The organism is Streptomyces sp. JLSY215 (genome assembly GCF_059682825.1).
The window spans coordinates 4,706,616-4,723,821 of sequence record NZ_CM185022.1 but is presented as its reverse complement, the minus strand read 5'-3'; the positions used below and the strand labels follow the sequence as shown (position 1 = coordinate 4,723,821).

At 74.5% G+C, this 17,206-nt stretch carries 8 protein-coding genes; all 8 read left to right on the top strand.

The features are described from left to right. Positions 1 to 3 precede the first annotated feature (3 nt). Positions 4 to 2,526 carry a hypothetical protein gene (locus tag AC5677_RS21145; RefSeq protein WP_497189489.1) on the top strand — a complete coding sequence of 841 codons (2,523 nt, stop codon included), beginning with the start codon at positions 4 to 6 and terminating at the stop codon, positions 2,524 to 2,526. After that, the gene (locus AC5677_RS21140; protein WP_497189488.1) at positions 2,519 to 3,562 is read left to right on the top strand and encodes a hypothetical protein; all 1,044 of its coding nucleotides are present in this window, start codon (positions 2,519 to 2,521) and stop codon (positions 3,560 to 3,562) included. Before AC5677_RS21145 ends, AC5677_RS21140 begins: the two co-directional genes overlap by 8 nt. Beyond that, positions 3,562 to 4,113, top strand: coding sequence for a Pycsar system effector family protein (locus tag AC5677_RS21135; protein WP_497189487.1), 552 nt, complete (start codon positions 3,562 to 3,564; stop codon positions 4,111 to 4,113). Before AC5677_RS21140 ends, AC5677_RS21135 begins: the two co-directional genes overlap by 1 nt. A gap of 76 nt (positions 4,114 to 4,189) precedes the next feature. Beyond that, complete coding sequence (locus AC5677_RS21130) at positions 4,190 to 6,514, top strand: VWA domain-containing protein (RefSeq protein WP_497189486.1); 2,325 nt, start codon at positions 4,190 to 4,192, stop codon at positions 6,512 to 6,514. 130 nt (positions 6,515 to 6,644) lie between these two features. After that, on the top strand, positions 6,645 to 10,148 hold the full coding sequence (locus tag AC5677_RS21125) for a tubulin-like doman-containing protein (RefSeq protein ID WP_497189485.1): 3,504 nt from the start codon (positions 6,645 to 6,647) through the stop codon (positions 10,146 to 10,148). Then, positions 10,145 to 12,793, top strand: coding sequence for a hypothetical protein (locus AC5677_RS21120; protein ID WP_497189484.1), 2,649 nt, complete (start codon positions 10,145 to 10,147; stop codon positions 12,791 to 12,793). The genes AC5677_RS21125 and AC5677_RS21120 overlap by 4 nt, the downstream gene beginning before the upstream one ends. Further along, the gene (locus AC5677_RS21115) at positions 12,790 to 14,844 is read left to right on the top strand and encodes a hypothetical protein (protein WP_497189483.1); all 2,055 of its coding nucleotides are present in this window, start codon (positions 12,790 to 12,792) and stop codon (positions 14,842 to 14,844) included. The genes AC5677_RS21120 and AC5677_RS21115 overlap by 4 nt, the downstream gene beginning before the upstream one ends. Continuing rightward, positions 14,841 to 16,985 carry a hypothetical protein gene (locus AC5677_RS21110; protein WP_497189482.1) on the top strand — a complete coding sequence of 715 codons (2,145 nt, stop codon included), beginning with the start codon at positions 14,841 to 14,843 and terminating at the stop codon, positions 16,983 to 16,985. Before AC5677_RS21115 ends, AC5677_RS21110 begins: the two co-directional genes overlap by 4 nt. The last annotated feature ends 221 nt before the right edge of the window (positions 16,986 to 17,206 follow it).

The window sequence follows — 17,206 nt, the reverse complement described above, 5'->3', positions numbered from 1 at the left end:
CAGGTGGCGGACGAGCAGCAGGCGGGCGGTTCTCCCGAGCGCGCACCCGAGAAGCCGGCGGCCGATGCCCGGGCCCCCAAGGGCGACGAGAAGGCCAGGGACGACCGGGCGCGCGGGGACGAGGGCAAGGCCGACGGCGACGGGGGGTCCGCGGAGGGCAAGGACGCGGAGAGCAGCGACGCGGAGAAGGAGCGGGAGCGGGCCGCGGGGCGGTTCAAGGAGTACACCCGCGACCCGCTCGCGGAGGAGCAGCACGGCGAGGGGGCCGGGGACGGGGCAGGGGCCGGGCCCACCGATCTCGCCGCGGCCTCGCGGGCGCGGCGGGACACCCGGACGCTGTTCGACACCGGCCGGGACCTGAACAGCTTCGACCGTTCGTACATCCAGAGCGCCCATATCGGCGACATCCATCTGCGGCTGGACGCCCACCGGTCCGGTGCGGGGATCCGCAGCGGACCCGTGCCCGTCGAGGAGCTGCGCAGGCTCCGCCGGGTCCATGTGGAGCCGCAGGGGTACCTGCTGCTGCGCACCGCGCTCGGCGCCCGCCGGCTCCTGGTGCTCGGCGCCGCACCCGGCACCGGGCGGACCAGCACCGCGCTCTCCCTCCTCGACGAGGTCACCGCGCTCGCGGTGGACGGCGACGGCCCGCGGCCCGAGGACGGATCCCGGGTACGGCGGGTCGATCCGGACGGCGGGGTACGGCAGTTGGCCGGTTCGCTGGGCGGCGAGGCCGGGGAGAACGAGTCCGGCATCGGCTATCTGCTGGAGCTCAAGCCCGGCGCGCCGCCGCCCGACGCGATGGACCTGGACGGGCTGGCCGCGGCCCTGGACCGACGCCGGTCCTTCGCGGTGATCGTCGTGGCGGTCGGTTCGGCGGCGAACCCGCTGCTGGCCGGGCGGTACGGCATGCTCTGCCCGCCCGCGCCCACCCAGGAGCTGCTGACCACCCGGCTGCGGGAGCGGCTGGAGAACCACGCCGCCGCGGCCCCGGACGGCCCCGGGCCGGCGGATCTCCAGGCGCGGGCGGAGGAGCTCGCGGACCGGCCGGCGGTCAAGGACGCGGTCGGGCTGACGGACCTGCGCCCGGCCGAGGCCGAGCTGCTCGCGTCGCTGCTGGCCGGGCATCTGCTGGGGAACGTCTCCTACGAGGAGCTGCTGGCCGGATGCCGGAGCCTGGCCGCCGCGCAGGCCCAGGAGTGGTTCGCCGGCGTGGACCGGGCGCCGGCCGCGGCCCCGGCCGAGGCGGAGGGGGGCGCGGGGCGGCCGGGTACGGCGGCCCTGTTCCACCCGGTGGCGTTCCGGATCGCGCTGGCCGTACTGGGCGGCGTCCCGCACAGCGCCGTGGCTGCCGCCGCCCACCTGCTGACCTGGGAACTGTCCGTACAGAGCGATCCGGACACCACCCCGGCCCGCCCGCTGTTCTGCGACGACCCGGAATCCGACCTGGCGCTGTCGCGGGCCGTACTGACCGAGGGCCGGGTCGAGGTGGCCGGCGCCGAGGTGCCCGCTCAGCTGATCGGGTACCGCGGGTCCGCGCTGCCCGCCGCGGTGCTGACCGAGATCTGGGCGCGGCATTTCCCCGTCCGGGCGCCGGTCGTGCGCTGGCTGCGGCTGCTGGCGGACGATCCGCGCCCCCAGGTGTGGATGCGCGCCGCGGTGGCCGCGGGGGAGCTGAGCGTGCGGGACTTCGACCACGGCTACGCGGAGCTGATCCGGCCGCTCGCCGAGGCGGCCACCCCCCGCCGGCGGGTCTTCGCGGCCACCACGATGGATCAGGCGGCCGGGCACGCCTCGCACCGGAAGGCGGTGCGCAAGCTGGTCGACGACTGGAGCCGGTACGGCACCAAGCCGCTGCGCTGGACCGCGGCGATGGCGCTGGGCTACGGGAACGCCGCGGCCACCACGGACGACACCCTGGACGCCCTGGCCCGGATCGCGGTCCGCGACGACGGGGAGCAGCTGGCGGTCGCCTCGTTCAACGTCGTACGGCTGCTGGCGCTGCCGGACAGCGCGCGGGTGCTGCGGCGGATGGCCGACTGGACGCACCACAAGCGCGAGGCGTACCAGGACCTCGGCCTGGTGACCACGGTCCGGCTCGCGGTGACCCAGGTGGACGAGGTCCTGGACGACGAACCGGGGTCCCCGCTGGGCGACCGTTCGGACTGGCCGCTGCCGCTGGCCCTGGCCGCGACCCGGCCCGAACTCGTCGGCCCGATGGCCGACTTGATGTGGACCGCGCTGAACACCCCGCGGTCGCGGGACGTGGCGATGGACGCCCTGGAGTCCTTGCTGCGCTCGGCCGTGCGCAAGGACGGCGCCGAGTGGACCCGGCCGGGGCTGGCGGCGCTGCTGCCCGCGCTGGCGGCCGGGGAGCACGACCGGCGGCGGCTGGACTGGCTGCTGCGCCGAATGATGAACGATCCGGAGAATCCGCTCCCCGACGCGCAGGCGCGCTCCTTGTGGTGGCTCGCCGTCCCGCCGCGGGACCGGCCGGGCGCGACGGACGAGGAGGAGACACATGGCTGAGGACGAGGACGTGGCGGCGGAGAGTCCGGCCGGCCCGTTCCTGCGGGAGTACGCGCCGACGGGTCCGATCCGGCAGGCGAGTGCCCGGACGGCCTTGGTGATGTTCTACCGGAACGGCGGCCACAGCGTGGCCACCGTCTCCGGTGTCCAGCACCACAACAAGCGGGCGCTGGCCCGGCCGCACACGGTCTGCGAGATCGCGCTCGGCATGTTCGAGACGACGCTCCAGATGGAGCTGCCGGCCGCGGGCGGCACCACGTTCTTCAAGGCCGAGGTGGACATCCACTGGACGGTGACCGATCCCCATCTGGTCGCCACCGAGGTCGTGACCGATGTCGCCAAACGGCTCACCGCCCCGACGCTGGAGCGGCTGCGCGAGATCTCCTCCCAGTTCCCGGTGACCCAGGGCGAACAGGCCGACCGCGCCATCACCCAGGACTGCGCCAGTGGGCGCTGGGCCGACCTGGGCGCCGAACTCGGGCTGCGGGTAAGGCTGTACGTCCGCGTGCGGGTGGACGACCGGACGATCGACCACATGGACGGCATCCGGGACGCGCACGCCTCGGCCGAGCTGACCCGGGTGCATCAGAACAAGTTCCGGGCCATGCTCCAGGGCGGCGAGCTGGACCAGCTCAGCTACATGCTGGCGGCCGAGCCGGAGGCGGCGAAGGACTTCCTGGAGAAGATCCGCCAGGAGGGCAGGCAGGACGAGAAGGAGCGCGTCGAGCGGCTCTTCTCGATGGTCGCCGGGGGCCAGATCCAGTCCAACGACGTGGAGACGCAGGCGCTGGAGCTCCTCAACCAGGGCCGCCACCGCGTCCAGGGGCCCATCGGCTCGCTGCCCGCCCGCCGGGACACCCCGCAGCTGGAGCCGGCCGAGCCCGAGCCGTTCACCCCGGACTGGGTGGCGGACGAGCCGTCCTCCCGGGCGGAGCGGCGCGCCTACCGGGCGGAGGACGAGGACTCCGAGCCGCGGCCGCCGCGCCGCCGCAGCCGTGGCCGGGACGAGGGATGGTCCTGGGCGGGGGAGGACTGATGACCGCCGACGGCGGGGCGCCCGCTTCCCCCGACCCGATCGTGCCGGTGCCGGACGGGGGTCTGCACTGCCATGACCGGGCGGGGGAACGCATCGCCGAACGGCTGCTGAGCACGGTCCGGGAGGACCTCGGCCGGGCCGACTCCAAGGCGGCCGTGCTGCTCTCCGGGGCGCTGGCGCTGCCCGCGTTCCTGATCGGGCGGCACGGCGCACCCGACTGGCGCGGGCCGGCCGGCGTCACGCTGATCGTCGCGGGGGCGCTCTGGGCGGTCGCGGTGACCGCGCTGGTGCGGGCGCTGATGCCGCGTACCGGCACGGTCCGCAGCCGGGACGGGGTGACGTTCTTCGGCGACCTGCTGCCTCCCCTCGACTTCGCGCGGCTGTCCGCCGAGGTCGCCGAGGCCGGGCGCGATCCGGCCGGCTGGCTGCTCGTCCAGGCCGTGGACGTCAGCTCGATCCTGTCCGCGAAATACCGCGCCATCCGCTGGGGAGTGGGCGCACTGGCTCCTTCGGCGGCGCTGGCGATGGCCTGGAGTCTGACCGCGCGCTGACCCCGCGGCCCGCCCGCGCCGTCGACGACGGCCCGCCACCACGCACACCACGCAGAAACGAAATAAGGGGACGGCTGTGGCAACAGTCAGGGCAGAACGGCAGACGAGAAGGGGCTGGGCGCGCCGCGGTGTGGTCTCCGCGCTGAGCGGCGCCGCGGTGCTGGTGTCGCTGCTGGCACCGGCCGGTCATGATCCGGTGCCGGTGGCGGCGACCAGGCCGGCCTTCGCCTCGGTCAACTACGCGGTCGCCGTGGACGAGTCCGCCAGCCTCGCGCCCGCGGACATGAAGGCCGAGAAGGCCGCCGCCGCGCGGATCGCGCTGGGCGACGTCTCCTCGTCCTCCCATGTCACGGTCTTCGGTTTCGCCGCCGCCGAGTCCGGTGACCAGCGCGCGGTGGACCCGGTGTGCCCGCGGACGACGCTGGACGCGGCGGGGCGCGAGTCGATCGGCGGGTGCGTCGGCAAGCTGCGCAGCCGTAAGAAGAACGAGGGCACCGGCACGGACTTCCCCAGCGCGATACGTCAGGGAGTGCACGAGCTCAGCACCAACACCGACCCGTCGGTGCCCCGTGTGCTGTTCCTGCTCACCGACGGGGAGATGGACGTCACCGGCAGCCCCAAGTACGGCGACGCCGCGCACCGCAAGGCCGAGGGCGAACGGCAGTTGACGCAGGAGCTCAAGGCCGCCGCCGCCCAGGGCGTCCAGATCTGGCCGCTGGGCTTCGGGCCGGCTCCGGACAAAGCACAGCTCGACCGGATGGCGGCCGGCGGATACCAGAAGGGCTGTGTCGAACTGCCCTCCGCCCGCCCGAAGGCCGGCAAGGTCTCCGGGGCGAAGGACGTCGGCCCGATGCTGGAGAAGGTCTTCGCCGCCGCCCACTGCCTGCGCTACCAGCAGGGCACCAGCAAGCGGCCGCCCGCCACCCTGGAGATCGGCATCTCGCCGCTGGCGACGGTGGGCAGCATCGTGGTCGACAAGAGCGACCCGGCGGTGACGGTCACCTACTACGACCCGAGCGGACACAAGGTCCCCACCTCGGGGACCTACCGGAATTCGCGGTTCGAGCTGGCGGGCGCCGGCCGCGCCGTCGAGGCGCTGAAGATCACCGACCCGGTGCCCGGCGTCTGGAAGGTGAAGGCCGAGGCCCCCGAAGGGCACCGCTCGCTGCCCGTCGGCGTCAGCGTGCTGTGGCAGGGCGAGCTGCGCGGCGCCATCACCATGGACCCGCCGTCGCCGCAGGCCGGACAGAAGACCACGGTGACCATGCGGCTGCAGACCCGCGAGGGCTACGAGATCGAGGACCCGCGCGACTACGCGGGGCTGCGGGTCCGCCCCCAGCTGACCGGGGACGGGTTCGCGCCGCTGCCGCTGCACCTCACCGACGACGGCAAGGGGCCCGATCCCAAGGCGAGCGACGGCTCGTTCACCGGTTCCGTGACGATCCCCAAGAGCGCCGAGGGGGCGCTGAAGGTGTGCGGCACGCTGACGGCCTCGGGGCTGCACGCCGACACCCGCTGCGAGAGCGGCGAGGTCGCGCCCGGCGTGCTGCCCGTCACCACCGCGCTCACCCTGCCCGACGCCGACGCCCACCCCGGCGACACGGTCACCGGCACGCTGGCCGTCCACAACACCAGCGACACCCCGCACACCCTGCGGCTGTCCGTCGCCGACCTGCGGCCCGGTCTGCTCTCCGTCACTCCGGCCACCCTCACGGTGAAGCCCGGCGAGTCCGCGACCCGGAACGTGACGGCCGAGGTCGGCCCCGAGGGCGTCTTCGGCAGCCGTCTCGACGACGGCGAACTGCGGCTGGGCGGCACCGTCACGGTCGTCGACACCACCGACCACGACCGGACGCTGGTGCGCTCCCCCTTCTCGGTACGGGTGACGCCGGAGCCCGGGATCTGGGCGAAGTACTGGTGGGCGTTCCTCTCCGCCGCCGCCCTGATCGCGCTGGTCACCGTGGTGGTCCTGGCCTGGCTGCGGCAGCGCCGCAGCCGCCGGGACCCGAACGGTCTGACGCTGCAACTGGTCTCCGAGGACGGCACCGTGCTCAACGATCACCTCGCCGGACACGGCCACAAGCAGTGGTACGCGTTCTCCGTCGTCGAGGCCCACCGCAACCCGCGCATCGAGCGCCACAACCACGGCCAGTACGCCGTCCAGCGCAGCCCCGAGGGCGGGGCGGTGCTGCGCAAGCGCGGCGGCGGACGGACCCGGGTGCCCACTAGCGGCAGCGTGCCGCTGACCGACACGCTGAGCCTGTCCCTGGGGGAGGACACCCGCCCCCCGAAGCCCCGCCGGTCGCGGCCTTCCCGGTTCCGGTCCCGCACCACCACGGCAACCCCCACGCCCGCGCCCGACGAGGGCGGCAGCGGGAGCACCTACGAGTCGTACGAGTGACGCAACCGGGGCGGGCCGGTGCGTCGCCGGCCCGCCCCTGGCACCACAGCGCGGCCGCCGTGCCGCGCGGAAACCACGGACGTATCGAGGACGAACCGGCCGCCGGTACGGCCGTAACGGGAGGAAAACCATGAAAATCTTCCAGCCGATGCTCTTCGTCGGCCTCGGCGGCACCGGTGGCCTGGTCGGCGCCGAACTGGAGCGCAGGCTACGCGCCGAGCTGTGCGGTCCGGACGGTGTCGCGCTCAGCCATCTCGGCGGCCACGCCCCCTACCAGCTGCCCGACTGCCTCCAGTTCGTGTACGCGGACTACAGCGAGAACGACCTCCAGCGGCTGCCGCAGTTCAATGTGGACCCGTCGCTGCGGGCCGCGTACGCCCGCACGTCCCGGGCCACCCACAATCTGCTGCCGAACTTCGACAGTTCACCGGAAGTCACCAAGATGCTCCGGGCGAGCCTGCGCGAGGAGGTCGCCGACTGGCTGCCGCCGCGCCTGGACGAGCCCAAGGTCGCCCCGCTCCACAACGGCGCCGGCCAGCTGCCCACCGTCGGGCGCGCCGCGCTGTTCGCCACGCTCCGGCACAGCCTCGCCCCGGTCCTGGAGCCGTTGCTGGCGGCGATCGACGCGATCGCCAAGTCGGCGGGTGAGCTGAGCGAGCTCGGCGGCGGCAAGGTCAAGGGCTGCGATGTGTTCGTCTCGTTCTCGGTGGCCGGCGGCACCGGGGCGGGCATCTTCCTGGACTATCTGCACCTGATCAACCACGCCTTCAAGATGCGCCGGTTCGACGGGGTGAAGATCTACCCGCTGGTCGTCATGCCGTCCTCGTTCCCCACGACCGCCGGCGGCGGGCGGGAGGCCGAACTCAACGCGGCCCGCGCGCTGGTGGACCTGTTCCGGCTGGTCGACGACCAGAACGCGCCGTCGGAGGACGGCGAGGTCGGCGACCTGGACCACGACGCCGGGGCCGGGATCCGCTACCCGGGCGTGACGCCGATCCGGCTGCGCCCCGGCATTCTGCCCACCGCGTTCCTGTTCAGTCCGACCGCGGGCATCCGCCGGGACGATCTGCGCCGGTCCATGGTGTCGCTGGTGATGTCGCTGATCGGCACGGAGCTGGGGGACGGCCGCTCCCAGGGCAAGACCACCACCGCTGACGACGATTCCCAGACCTTCGCGTCGAGCTTCATCAACGGCGGGGTGCAGCGCGGCTCCCTGTCCCCCACCGGCATCGGACGGCAGGGCGTCTCCACCAGTCTGGTGGCCTCCATGACGGCCCCGATGGACCAGCTGGCCGACCTGGTGGCCGGACGGCTGCTGCGGGAGGCGGTCACCGAGCTCGTGGAGCGGCCCCGCAGTCTCCTGCGGGAATCCGCGGTGCCGTTGGTGCGGCAGCTGTTCATCGACTCCAACCTCGAAGAGCTCTGGGAACGGCGGCAGTTGACCGTCCCCGACCCCGATCCGCTGCCCCGCGGCAGCCGCGCCATCGAGGTGGCGCTGGGCGAGCGGCTCGCCGATATGCAGCGCCTGCTGTCCGATCTCCAGTCGGTCGCCGCCCGGCAGACCGCCTCGATGGCCGACCGGTTCTCCCCGCACCCCGCCATCGACAAGCTGCTCCAGAGCGAGGACCCCTTCCTCGCCGAACGGGTCGTCAGGGGCGTTCCGGGCAGCGACGAACAGATCGCCCGGCTCGGCTTCCTGGGCATGCTCGGCAGTCGCGCCGCCACTCCCCCGCGCCGGCCGGGTGTGACCGAACAGCCGCCCAAGACCCCGCGGATCAAGGGCCGGCTGGCGGGCATGTCACCGGCCCGCTGGGGCGACGCCGATGTGCAGGCCGTGCTGCGGGAGCAGGAGGCCTGGTACGAGTGGCGCAGCCGGTGCATCTGGCACGAAGCCTGGCGGGAGCAGCAGCAGCGCTGGCAGCCGCACGCGAACGCCGCCGGAACCGACCTCGGGCGGCTGGTGAACGCCTTCCTCAAGCACTCCGACCGGGAGCAGAAGGTCTCGGAACAGAAGGCGCTCGACCTCTTCGAGGACCGCACGGGCATCTCCTACCTGCTGCCGCCGCAGCGCTCGATCAACCAGTTCTACGAGGACCTGGTGGCCCGGCTGATCCGCCGGGAGGGGCTGCGCGAGCACGACGACGAGGCGGCGCTCCTGCTGAAGATGGTCAACGGCGACCTGTGGCGCCAGGTGCACGCGATGAGCCGGCGCAACCCGGACGCCGCGGTGTCGGCCGTCAAGGCACAGCTGGAAGGCCGCATCACCCGGCTGTTCGCCGAGCACGGCGCGCACCTCGAGGAGCGCCCCCTGCTGCCCGCCATGAGCACCCTGCTGGCCGCGGCGGCGGGCGACGCGGACGCCGCCGAGCAGGTCAGCAAGGAGGCCCTCGATCTCTTCACCCGCAAACTCACCGGGCTGCTGCCGGTGGGCTTCACCCCGGAGGGCACCGGCCCGCTGCGGGCCCTCGTCACCTATCCGCGGGTCCAGGCGGTGGACGAGGTGAAGGAGTACCTCGGCAAGGCGCTGCCGCTGCCCTCCGACGCCAAGAACTCCGTGGAGTACCGGGGGGTGGAGACCGACTCGATCACCGTGGTCCTGTTCCGCAGCGAGATGGGCCTCACCCAGGTGCCCGAGGCGTGCAAGGTGCTGCGCCAGTGGGCCAGGGCCAAGGAGTCCGAGCAGGCCCGGGACGTACTGCGGTGGCGTCAGCGGACCGGTTACAAGGACAGCTGGCTGGTGAGCACCGAGGAGGACCGCCGCACCATCCTGCACCAGCTGCTGTGCTGCATGTGGAACGGCCAGGTGGAGGTGGTGGACGGTGACCGGGTGTCGCCGGCCCGGGTGCGGCTGCGGCTGTTCCCCGAGACGGGCAGCGATGTGCCGGGCGTGCGGCTGCGGCTCGGGGACTTCCCCGGCGGCGTGTCGAGCTGGGCCGAGCTGCTGCGCGCGTACGAACGCTGGACCGTCCTCGACGCCGAGCGGACCGTCGGGGACTACTGCCAGGAGCTGATGGGCGCCAAGCCGCTGGGGCTCACCGAGAACGGCAGCGAACCGCATCCGCTCTTCGTCGAGCTGGTCGAGAAGATCGCCCCGCGTCAGCTGGAGCTGCTGGAGGAGCGCCGGGAGCGCGGCGGCGCGCGGGTCGAGGGATGGGTCCGGCCGCTGTGGGAGTTCTGGGCGGAGACGCTGCCGGCCGCGCTGGACATGGAGTTCAGTGGCGACCGGGCCGTCCAGCCGACCCTGCGCACGCTGCTGGAGCACGTACGCGGCGGGGATCCGGCGCCGCGCGGCCGCAAGAAGCCGTCGGAGCCCCGGCGCCCCGCGGCCGATGAGGACGACTGGGGGACCGAACCGGGCGCCACGCTCGACGCGTACCGGGCCCGCGGCACCGGCGGGTCCCGGCGGCACGAGTCCGCGGACGACCACGACGGCGGGTACGGCGGCCGCGAGGACGACCGCGAGACGTACCGCGACGACCCCCCGCGCTCGTCCAGGGACCGCCTCAACGGCCACTCCGGCGGCGCCGACCGGCCGTCGGCGCCCTGGGACGACGACGAGGCCCCCCGCCCGTACGGTGACAGCGGCGACCGCGACCGCTCCCGCCGCAACCCGTGGGACGGTGATGCGGAGTGATCACGCCCGAGGACGTCGGCGCCATCATCCACCTGGACCTGCGCAGCGGGGCGGCGGCACTCGCCACCGCCCCGGCCCTGCGGGCCAAGGTCGCCCGGCAGCTGGGCCGGGCCGGACTGCCGGAACCCGACCACCCGCTGTTCCTGGTGGTCGACACCCCGGCCGGGCTGACCGACCATCAGCGGCAGTACGAACTCCTCACCGCCTACCGGGCCGTGGGCGAGGTCAGGATCCTGGTCCTGCTGGTGGGCAGCGCGCCCGGTTCGTACGCAGGTGAGGACGAGCCGTTCCAGCCGGACCGGCGGCTGAGGCGGCCGGCGGTGCTGCGCGGCTCCGGCACCGCCCTGCTGTGGGCGGGCGATCTGCGCTCCGCCCGTACGGCGCTGGAGCAGCCCGCGCCGGACGACCCGGCGGCGCTGGCGGTCCTGGTGGACGTGCTGTCGGTGCCGGATGTCTACCTCCGGGTGCTCGACGACATCGGGTCGCTGCCCGAGACGGTCGCGGCGCCCGGGGTGCGGCTGCTGGAACAGGACCTGCCGCCGCAGGTGCGCGACCGGGCCTGGCGCGATGCGCTCACCCGGTTCGCGGGCGAGGACGCCGAGCACGCACCGGATCTGCCGGTGGCCGCCGGGTCCGGCGCCGATCTGCCGGAGCCGCTGCGGGGGCTGGTGGCGGGCCGGGGCGGCCACGACCAGCGGCACCGGGAGGCGGGCGGGGCGGCGGACGGCGCGTACCGGGCGTGCGCGGAGGCCCTCGGCGATGCCGAGGACGCGCTGGCCGGGCTGCGGGCCCTCCCCGGGCTGCTGAGTCCCACCCGCCGAATGGACTTCGAGGCGGATCTCGACCGGGCGCGGCGGGCGCTCGACGAGTACCGGGACCTCGTCGACACGGCGCTGCACGGCGGCGGTTCCGGCGCGGCACCGTCCGCGGCCGAGGCGGCGGCGCGGCTCGCGGCGCTGGGGCTGCGGGTGCCCTCGGCCGGGGGTGTGGGCGAGCGGATCGGCGAGGGCCTGCGGGAGTTCGCCGGGAAGCTGCTGGGGCAGGGGCTGGCGCTGCGCACGGTGGCGCAGCGTTTCACGGGGCTGGCCGGGCGGGTGGAGCCGGTGCCGGGTGCGGCGCTGCGGCCCCGGCTCGCCCAATACTCCGCCGCCGCGGTGGCCCGGGAGTCGGGGGCGGCGGGCGCCCCGCCGCCGGGCTCCCTGGCCGGCCCGGCGGCGGCGGCCGTGGCGGGGCTGCTCGGCGCGCTGTGGCAGGGGCCCCTCATGGCGCTGGCGATCCTCGTCCCGCTGGTCTTCTTCGGCGTGGCGGTGCTCGGCGCGTCCCGGCTGCGGGGCGAGGGGCGCCCGGACCGCTGGCCGGTGGGCCACCGCGTCGCGGCGCCGGCCGGCGCCATGGCCGGGGTGCTGGTGGCGTACCTGACCGGGCCCCCGGCCTGGCTGAGCACCCTCGCGCTGCTCGTGGGCCTCGGCGTCGCGGTGGAGACGGCGCGCCGGCTCTGGCGGGCGACGGCCGACCATTGGGCCGGAGGGTACGGGACCGCCGCGCTGCGCCGGGCCCTGGACGGGCTCGACGGCCTGCTGGCCAAGGCGGTCGGCGAGCACTGGGCCGCCGAGGAACGCCTGTACTGCGCCGACGCGGCCCGGTCCGTCGCCGGCATGCTGCGGGCGACGGCGGCCGCCGCGGACGCGGAGGCGGTGCCCGGGACCGAGGGGCAACGGCCCGCGGTCACCGATGAGTTCGCCATGGACGCGTTCGGCAAGGACGCGTCCGAGGGCGATGCGTCCGGTACGGAGCCGGACGCCGAGGACGACGACTGGCTCTCCAGCGTCTCGGCCCTGGAGAGCGACGACTTCGCCGCGTCCGACGACGGGGGCGGCGACTGGGCGAGTGCGTACGCCCGGCAGGACGAGCCCGGCGGGGACAAGCCCGCCGAGGACAAAATTTCCGCCCGGCCCGCCGGTCCGTCGGACGACCCGGACGCCGGGATCCCGCGCTGGCTGGACCGCGAGAGCGGCGAGGGCGGGCCGAAGCTGGTCGCCACCCTGGCGGACGATCTGGCGGACGCCGCCATGGCCGCGATGGCGCCCTACTGGGGCGCCATCGAACGCGGCCAGGCCGGCACCCTCGCCGTCCAGCGCACCGAGGAACGGGTCCGCGAGCTGCTGTCGACGGCCCGTCGTCACCTCCAGCTCAACGGGGTGCTCGCCCCGCCCCCGTTCGCCGCCGGGCACCGCACCCGCACCACCTCCGCGAACCTGCTGGGCACCGACCCGCACCGGCTGGCCGAACTGGTCGGCGCGGAGGCCGAACGGCGGGCCGTGGTGCAGCTGTCCTCGCCCGAGCAGGGCGCTCTGCTCAGCCGCGACCCGGCGGCGGTGGTGTGGATCAGATTCGCTCCGGAGGCCGTGCGCGGCGAGGTCGAGTCGGCCTGGCGGACGAGCGGTTCGGGCCAGCCGGAGGAGGCGCTGTGGACCTCGTCGGGACGGTACGCCGGCCTGATCCGGCTCACCCCGCTGCGGATGGGGGTGGTGGACACCTTCCGGCCCCACCAGGACCCCGACCCCGACTGGCCGGACGAGGGCGCACGACGGCTCGGCGACGACTGGCCGGACGAGGACGAACGACAGGACGGCGACCGCTGGTGACCACACTCACCTTCACCACCCCCTCGGGGCGGCGCCGCACCGCCCCGGTCCGCTTCGGCCCCGAATCCCGCCGGGATCCGCTGCTGCCCCAGCGGATCCGCAACGGCCTGCTCGGCGACGAGCGGCAGCAGTGCGTCCAGGTGCGTCTGACCGCCGCCGACGCGGCGAACCCGGAGGCCCGCGCGCTGCTGGACACGGAGGCGAGCACCGCCCTGCAGCTGCTCCGGGTCCTCGACGACCCGGAGCACGCGGTGCTCTTCCCGGAGATCATCGGCTACGAGCTGGACACGGCCGAGCCGTTCCTGCTGTACGTCGCGCCGCGCGGCGCGGCGGCCGTGCGTACCCATGTGATGTCCGCGACCGACCAGCCGGTCTTCGCCCGCGGTCTGCTGGAGGCCCTGTGCCTGCTGGACGGCCAGGGCCTGGTGTTGCGCGGTATCTCGCCCGCCACCGTGCTCTGGGACGGCGCCTCGGTCCAGCTCTGGGGGCTGGAGGCGGTGGCCCGCGCCGGGCGGCCGAGGTCCCCGTGGGGCCGGGCGCCCTACGGCCCGCCCGAACAGCGCCGCGGGGAGGGGCTCGTCGACTCCCGGGACATGGTGTGGAGCGCGGCCCAGGTGCTCTACCAGCTGGCGACCGGGCGGCCCGGTCCCACCGACCGGGCACCCGCCGATCTCGCCGGGCACCGGGTGCTCGCCGAGACCCTGCGGGGCGCCTTCGCCCCGCTGGCGGCCGACCGGCCGACGCCCGCCCGGCTGCTCGAGCGCCTCGCCCCGGGTGCCGCCCGGCGCATCGCGCTCACCGTGCCGGCCGACGACACGCGCCCGCACCGGGCGGCGTTCGCACAGACGCTGCGGCTCAAACGGCAGACGCCCCCCGCCGAGTCCCCCAACGGGTCGGCGGGGCGCGGCAACGGCGAGGTGCTCTGCCCGTACTGCCTGGAGTCCATCCAGCTCGATCTCGCGTCGCTGTTCGACACCGACAGCAAGATGCAGTACCAGAAGCTGGACGTCTCGGGCATCAGCAACGCCCTGCGGCTCCAGGACGTCATGCGCGGCGCCGTCCAGAAGTGCACGGCGGACCCGGACTTCCCCGAGCACTTCATTCCGGTGCCGTACCTCACCCACGGCCGGCCGCTCACGGTCGCGATGGTCGGCCAGTCCTCCACCGGCAAGAGCCATCTGCTGACCCAGATGATCGCGGAGATCACCGACGGCGGCCTGGAGCCGTTCGGCCTCAAGTGGCAGTCCGTCAACCCGGAGCAGCATGCGCGCTTCGTCCGGGAGCGGGTCCAGCCGCTGCGCAACGGCAAGGTCCTCGACCACACCGGCGCCCTCGGCCTGGACGGCTTCGCCCGGTTCGTGGAGTCCCTGCTGATCACCGACGCCCGCGGGCAGGTGCGCCCGGTCGCGTTCTTCGACCTCGGCGGCGAGGACCTCGTACGGACCGATGCCGCGCTCCGTTTCCTGCTCGGGGTCGACGCCATGATCTTCGTCGTCGACCCGGCGCTGGCGCTCCCGCTGCCGCAGCTGGACCACGCCAGGAAACGCTGGGGACTGGAGGTGAACCGGGACGGCGATCTCGCCTTCGGCACCGTCCTGGACCGGCTGCCGAAGAACGGCCCCTATCTGGAGGTGGCGGCCGCGATGGTGCTCGCCAAGGCCGACCTCCTGCGGTTCCAGCCGCCCGTCGACCGATGGCTGGACGAGGCGCCGCCCGCCTCGCTCGACCCCGCGCTGGTGCGCGCGGAGAGCCGGGACGTCTACGGGCTGCTGCGCCGGCACTCCGGCCAGGCGTGGCTGCGCCCCTTCGACGCGATCCGCCGGTGCACCCTGCACGTCGCGTCGGCCACCGGCGGCCAGGAGGAGCAGGGCCGCTATCCCGCGGGGGCCAGGCCCCGGCGGGTGCTGGAGCCGCTGTTGTCGCTGCTGGCGATGCACGGACTGATCGAAGTACCGGGCGGCGCCGATGCGTTCGCCGTGGGCACGGCGTCCGCGGAGGACGCGGTGCCGCCGTCGCAAGCCGGAAGATCTGTCGGAGAGGACGCGAAGTGAGCGACTTCCAGGGCTCGGTGCACCAAGTGGTCTTCCGGTGGGACGGCAACCAGGGCCGCCAGGGCACCGGAATGAAGGCCGTGGCCCACTCCTGCCCGGCCGAGCGGGCCGAGGAACTGGGCCGGGAGCTGGGCCCGTTGCTGTGGGTGTCCGGTACGGCGGCCCCGCGGCAGAGCGTCGTCCGCACCCTCTCCCGCGACGGCGAGGTCATGCTCGTCCAGCGCTGGCCCACCACCGACCCGGGCGGCCGGCCCAGCACGGTCAGCCATGTACTGATCGGTGATCCGCAGATCCTCAAGGCCCGGTTCTGCCTCGGGCTCGCGTACGGCGGCTGGGGCAAACGGGCGTCCGCCGAGAACGCCTCGGGGCCGCAGGAGATGGTGGAGTGCGCGCAGCTCGACGAGTTGGCGCGCACGCGGCTGGACGTCATGCAGGAGCAGTGGCCGACGGTCAAACACGCGCTGGTGCTGGTCACCGCGGAGTGGCTGCGCGATCCGGCGCAGCGGGTGTCGCTGCTCACGGAGGACGAGGAGCTGCCCGGCTGGCCGGACCGGGAGGCGGTGCCGCTGGTGTATCACGGGCTGTTCATGCTCTTCGGCCGCTGGCTGCGACAGGAGTGGACGTTCGCCACGTACGACACGGTCGACACCCATCAGCTGCGTCTGATGTGTGTCCCGCGCTGGGAGACGGACACCGGTGCCTCCGGTCCGCTGGCCCGCCTCACGGGCCGGAAGCCGGCCCATGTCCCGTTCGAGCTCTGGGCGGCGAACCGGCTGGTGGAGCACCTCCTGGCGTACCCGCCGGCTGCCCCCGGTGTGCCGCAGCTGGTCGAGGGGCTCCCGGACGGTGCGGCGCTGGACTGGGCGCAGCGGCGCGCCCTGCTGAAGGACGTCCTGGACACCGACCGCTGGTCCGGCCCCCCACCACGCCGCCGACCGGCCCCGGAACGGGGACCGGCCGCGGAACGGGGACCGGCCGCGGAACGGGGACCGGCGCAGAAACCGCCACGGGGACGGACACCGGAGACGGCGCGGGACACGGCGCGGGAGACAGCACGGGAAACGGCGCAGGACACCGCGCGCGAAGCGGCGCACGGACCGGTCCACGAACCAGCCCATGTCCCGGTCGATGCCCCGGTCGATGCCCCGGTCCACGAACCGGTCCATGTCCACGAACCGGTCCATGAGGCTCCGGAACCGGTCGCCCAGCCCGCCCCCACGCCCGCCCCCGCGCCTCCGCCGCCGACGCTCCCACCCACGCCCGGACCCACGCCCGCGCCGCCCCCGCCGCCCTCCCACCCCACAGCCGCCCCCCGGTCGACGGCGCCCGGCACCGGCTACCCGGCGGCGGACCCGCTCCCGCCGCGCACGCTTTCCGAGGACCTGCGGGCGCAACAGCACCTGAACTCCACCGAGCGCGGCCCGCTGGCGGAGCGCCTGCGCACGCAGCCCGACCGTCTGCTCCTGCACGAGCTGCGCTCCGGCCAGCTGCCGCCGGACGCCGTGGAACTGCTGCTGGACGAGCTGGGGCAGGAGCACCGCGTCCGGGCCCGCGACACGGCGATGCAGCACGAGCTGTGCACCGAGGTGCTGCGCAACAACCTGTACGTCCCCCCGAACGGGCAGGGCGTGGAACCCTTTTCGAGGGCGGCCATGACCCGCCGGGCGGCCGAGCTCTTCACCTGGGCCGTCGCCCCGCTGGCGCGGGACGCACGCCATCTGGACGATCTGCAGAAGCTGCTGCACCGCATCGACCGGGACCGCTACCCCACCCCGGGCAGCTGGCTCTGGCAGAGCATCATCGCGCCCGCCAACGGCCGGGCCCCCGACCTGCCCCCCGTCCTGTGGCAGCAGATTCTGCGCGATGTGATCAACCGGAGCCCCGCACCGTCCGCCCCTCCCCAGTCGCCCTCTCCCCAGACCACCCCTGCTCAGTCCACCCCTCCCCCGACGCCGCTCACCTCCCCGGTGTCCGCCCCGGTGTCCGCCCCTCCCCCGGAGCCCAGGCCCGCCGCGCCGGAGCGGCCCGCGTTCGCCACCCGGTTCGCCGCGCTCAATGACAGGCCGGGCTGCGTGGTGGCAACCGGCTTCGGCGTGCTCGCCGCGCTCATCGTGATCGTGTTCGTGATCATGTTCTCCTGACGGGCGGACTCCGCAGGGCCGGATCCGCCGGGCGGGCACCGGCGCATCGGTACGGTGCAGAGTCCATGCGGTGCAGTGCAGGACCGGTGCGGTGCAGGTCAGCTGCCCGGCGGGCGGAAGTCGACGCTCTTCCTGGCGGCCTCGTCGATCTCCTCGACGGACAGCAGCGGGGTCGCCGAGGACTGCACCACGCCGCGCGCCGTCCCTACGGCGTGTCGGCC

Excerpts from the sequence above, each read along its gene's own strand:
- AC5677_RS21125 (WP_497189485.1), top strand. The coding sequence starts at position 6,645 with ATGAAAATCTTCCAGCCGATGCTCTTCGTCGGCCTCGGCGGCACCGGT.
- AC5677_RS21140 (WP_497189488.1), top strand. The coding sequence starts at position 2,519 with ATGGCTGAGGACGAGGACGTGGCGGCGGAGAGTCCGGCCGGCCCGTTC.
- AC5677_RS21135 (WP_497189487.1), top strand. The coding sequence starts at position 3,562 with ATGACCGCCGACGGCGGGGCGCCCGCTTCCCCCGACCCGATCGTGCCG.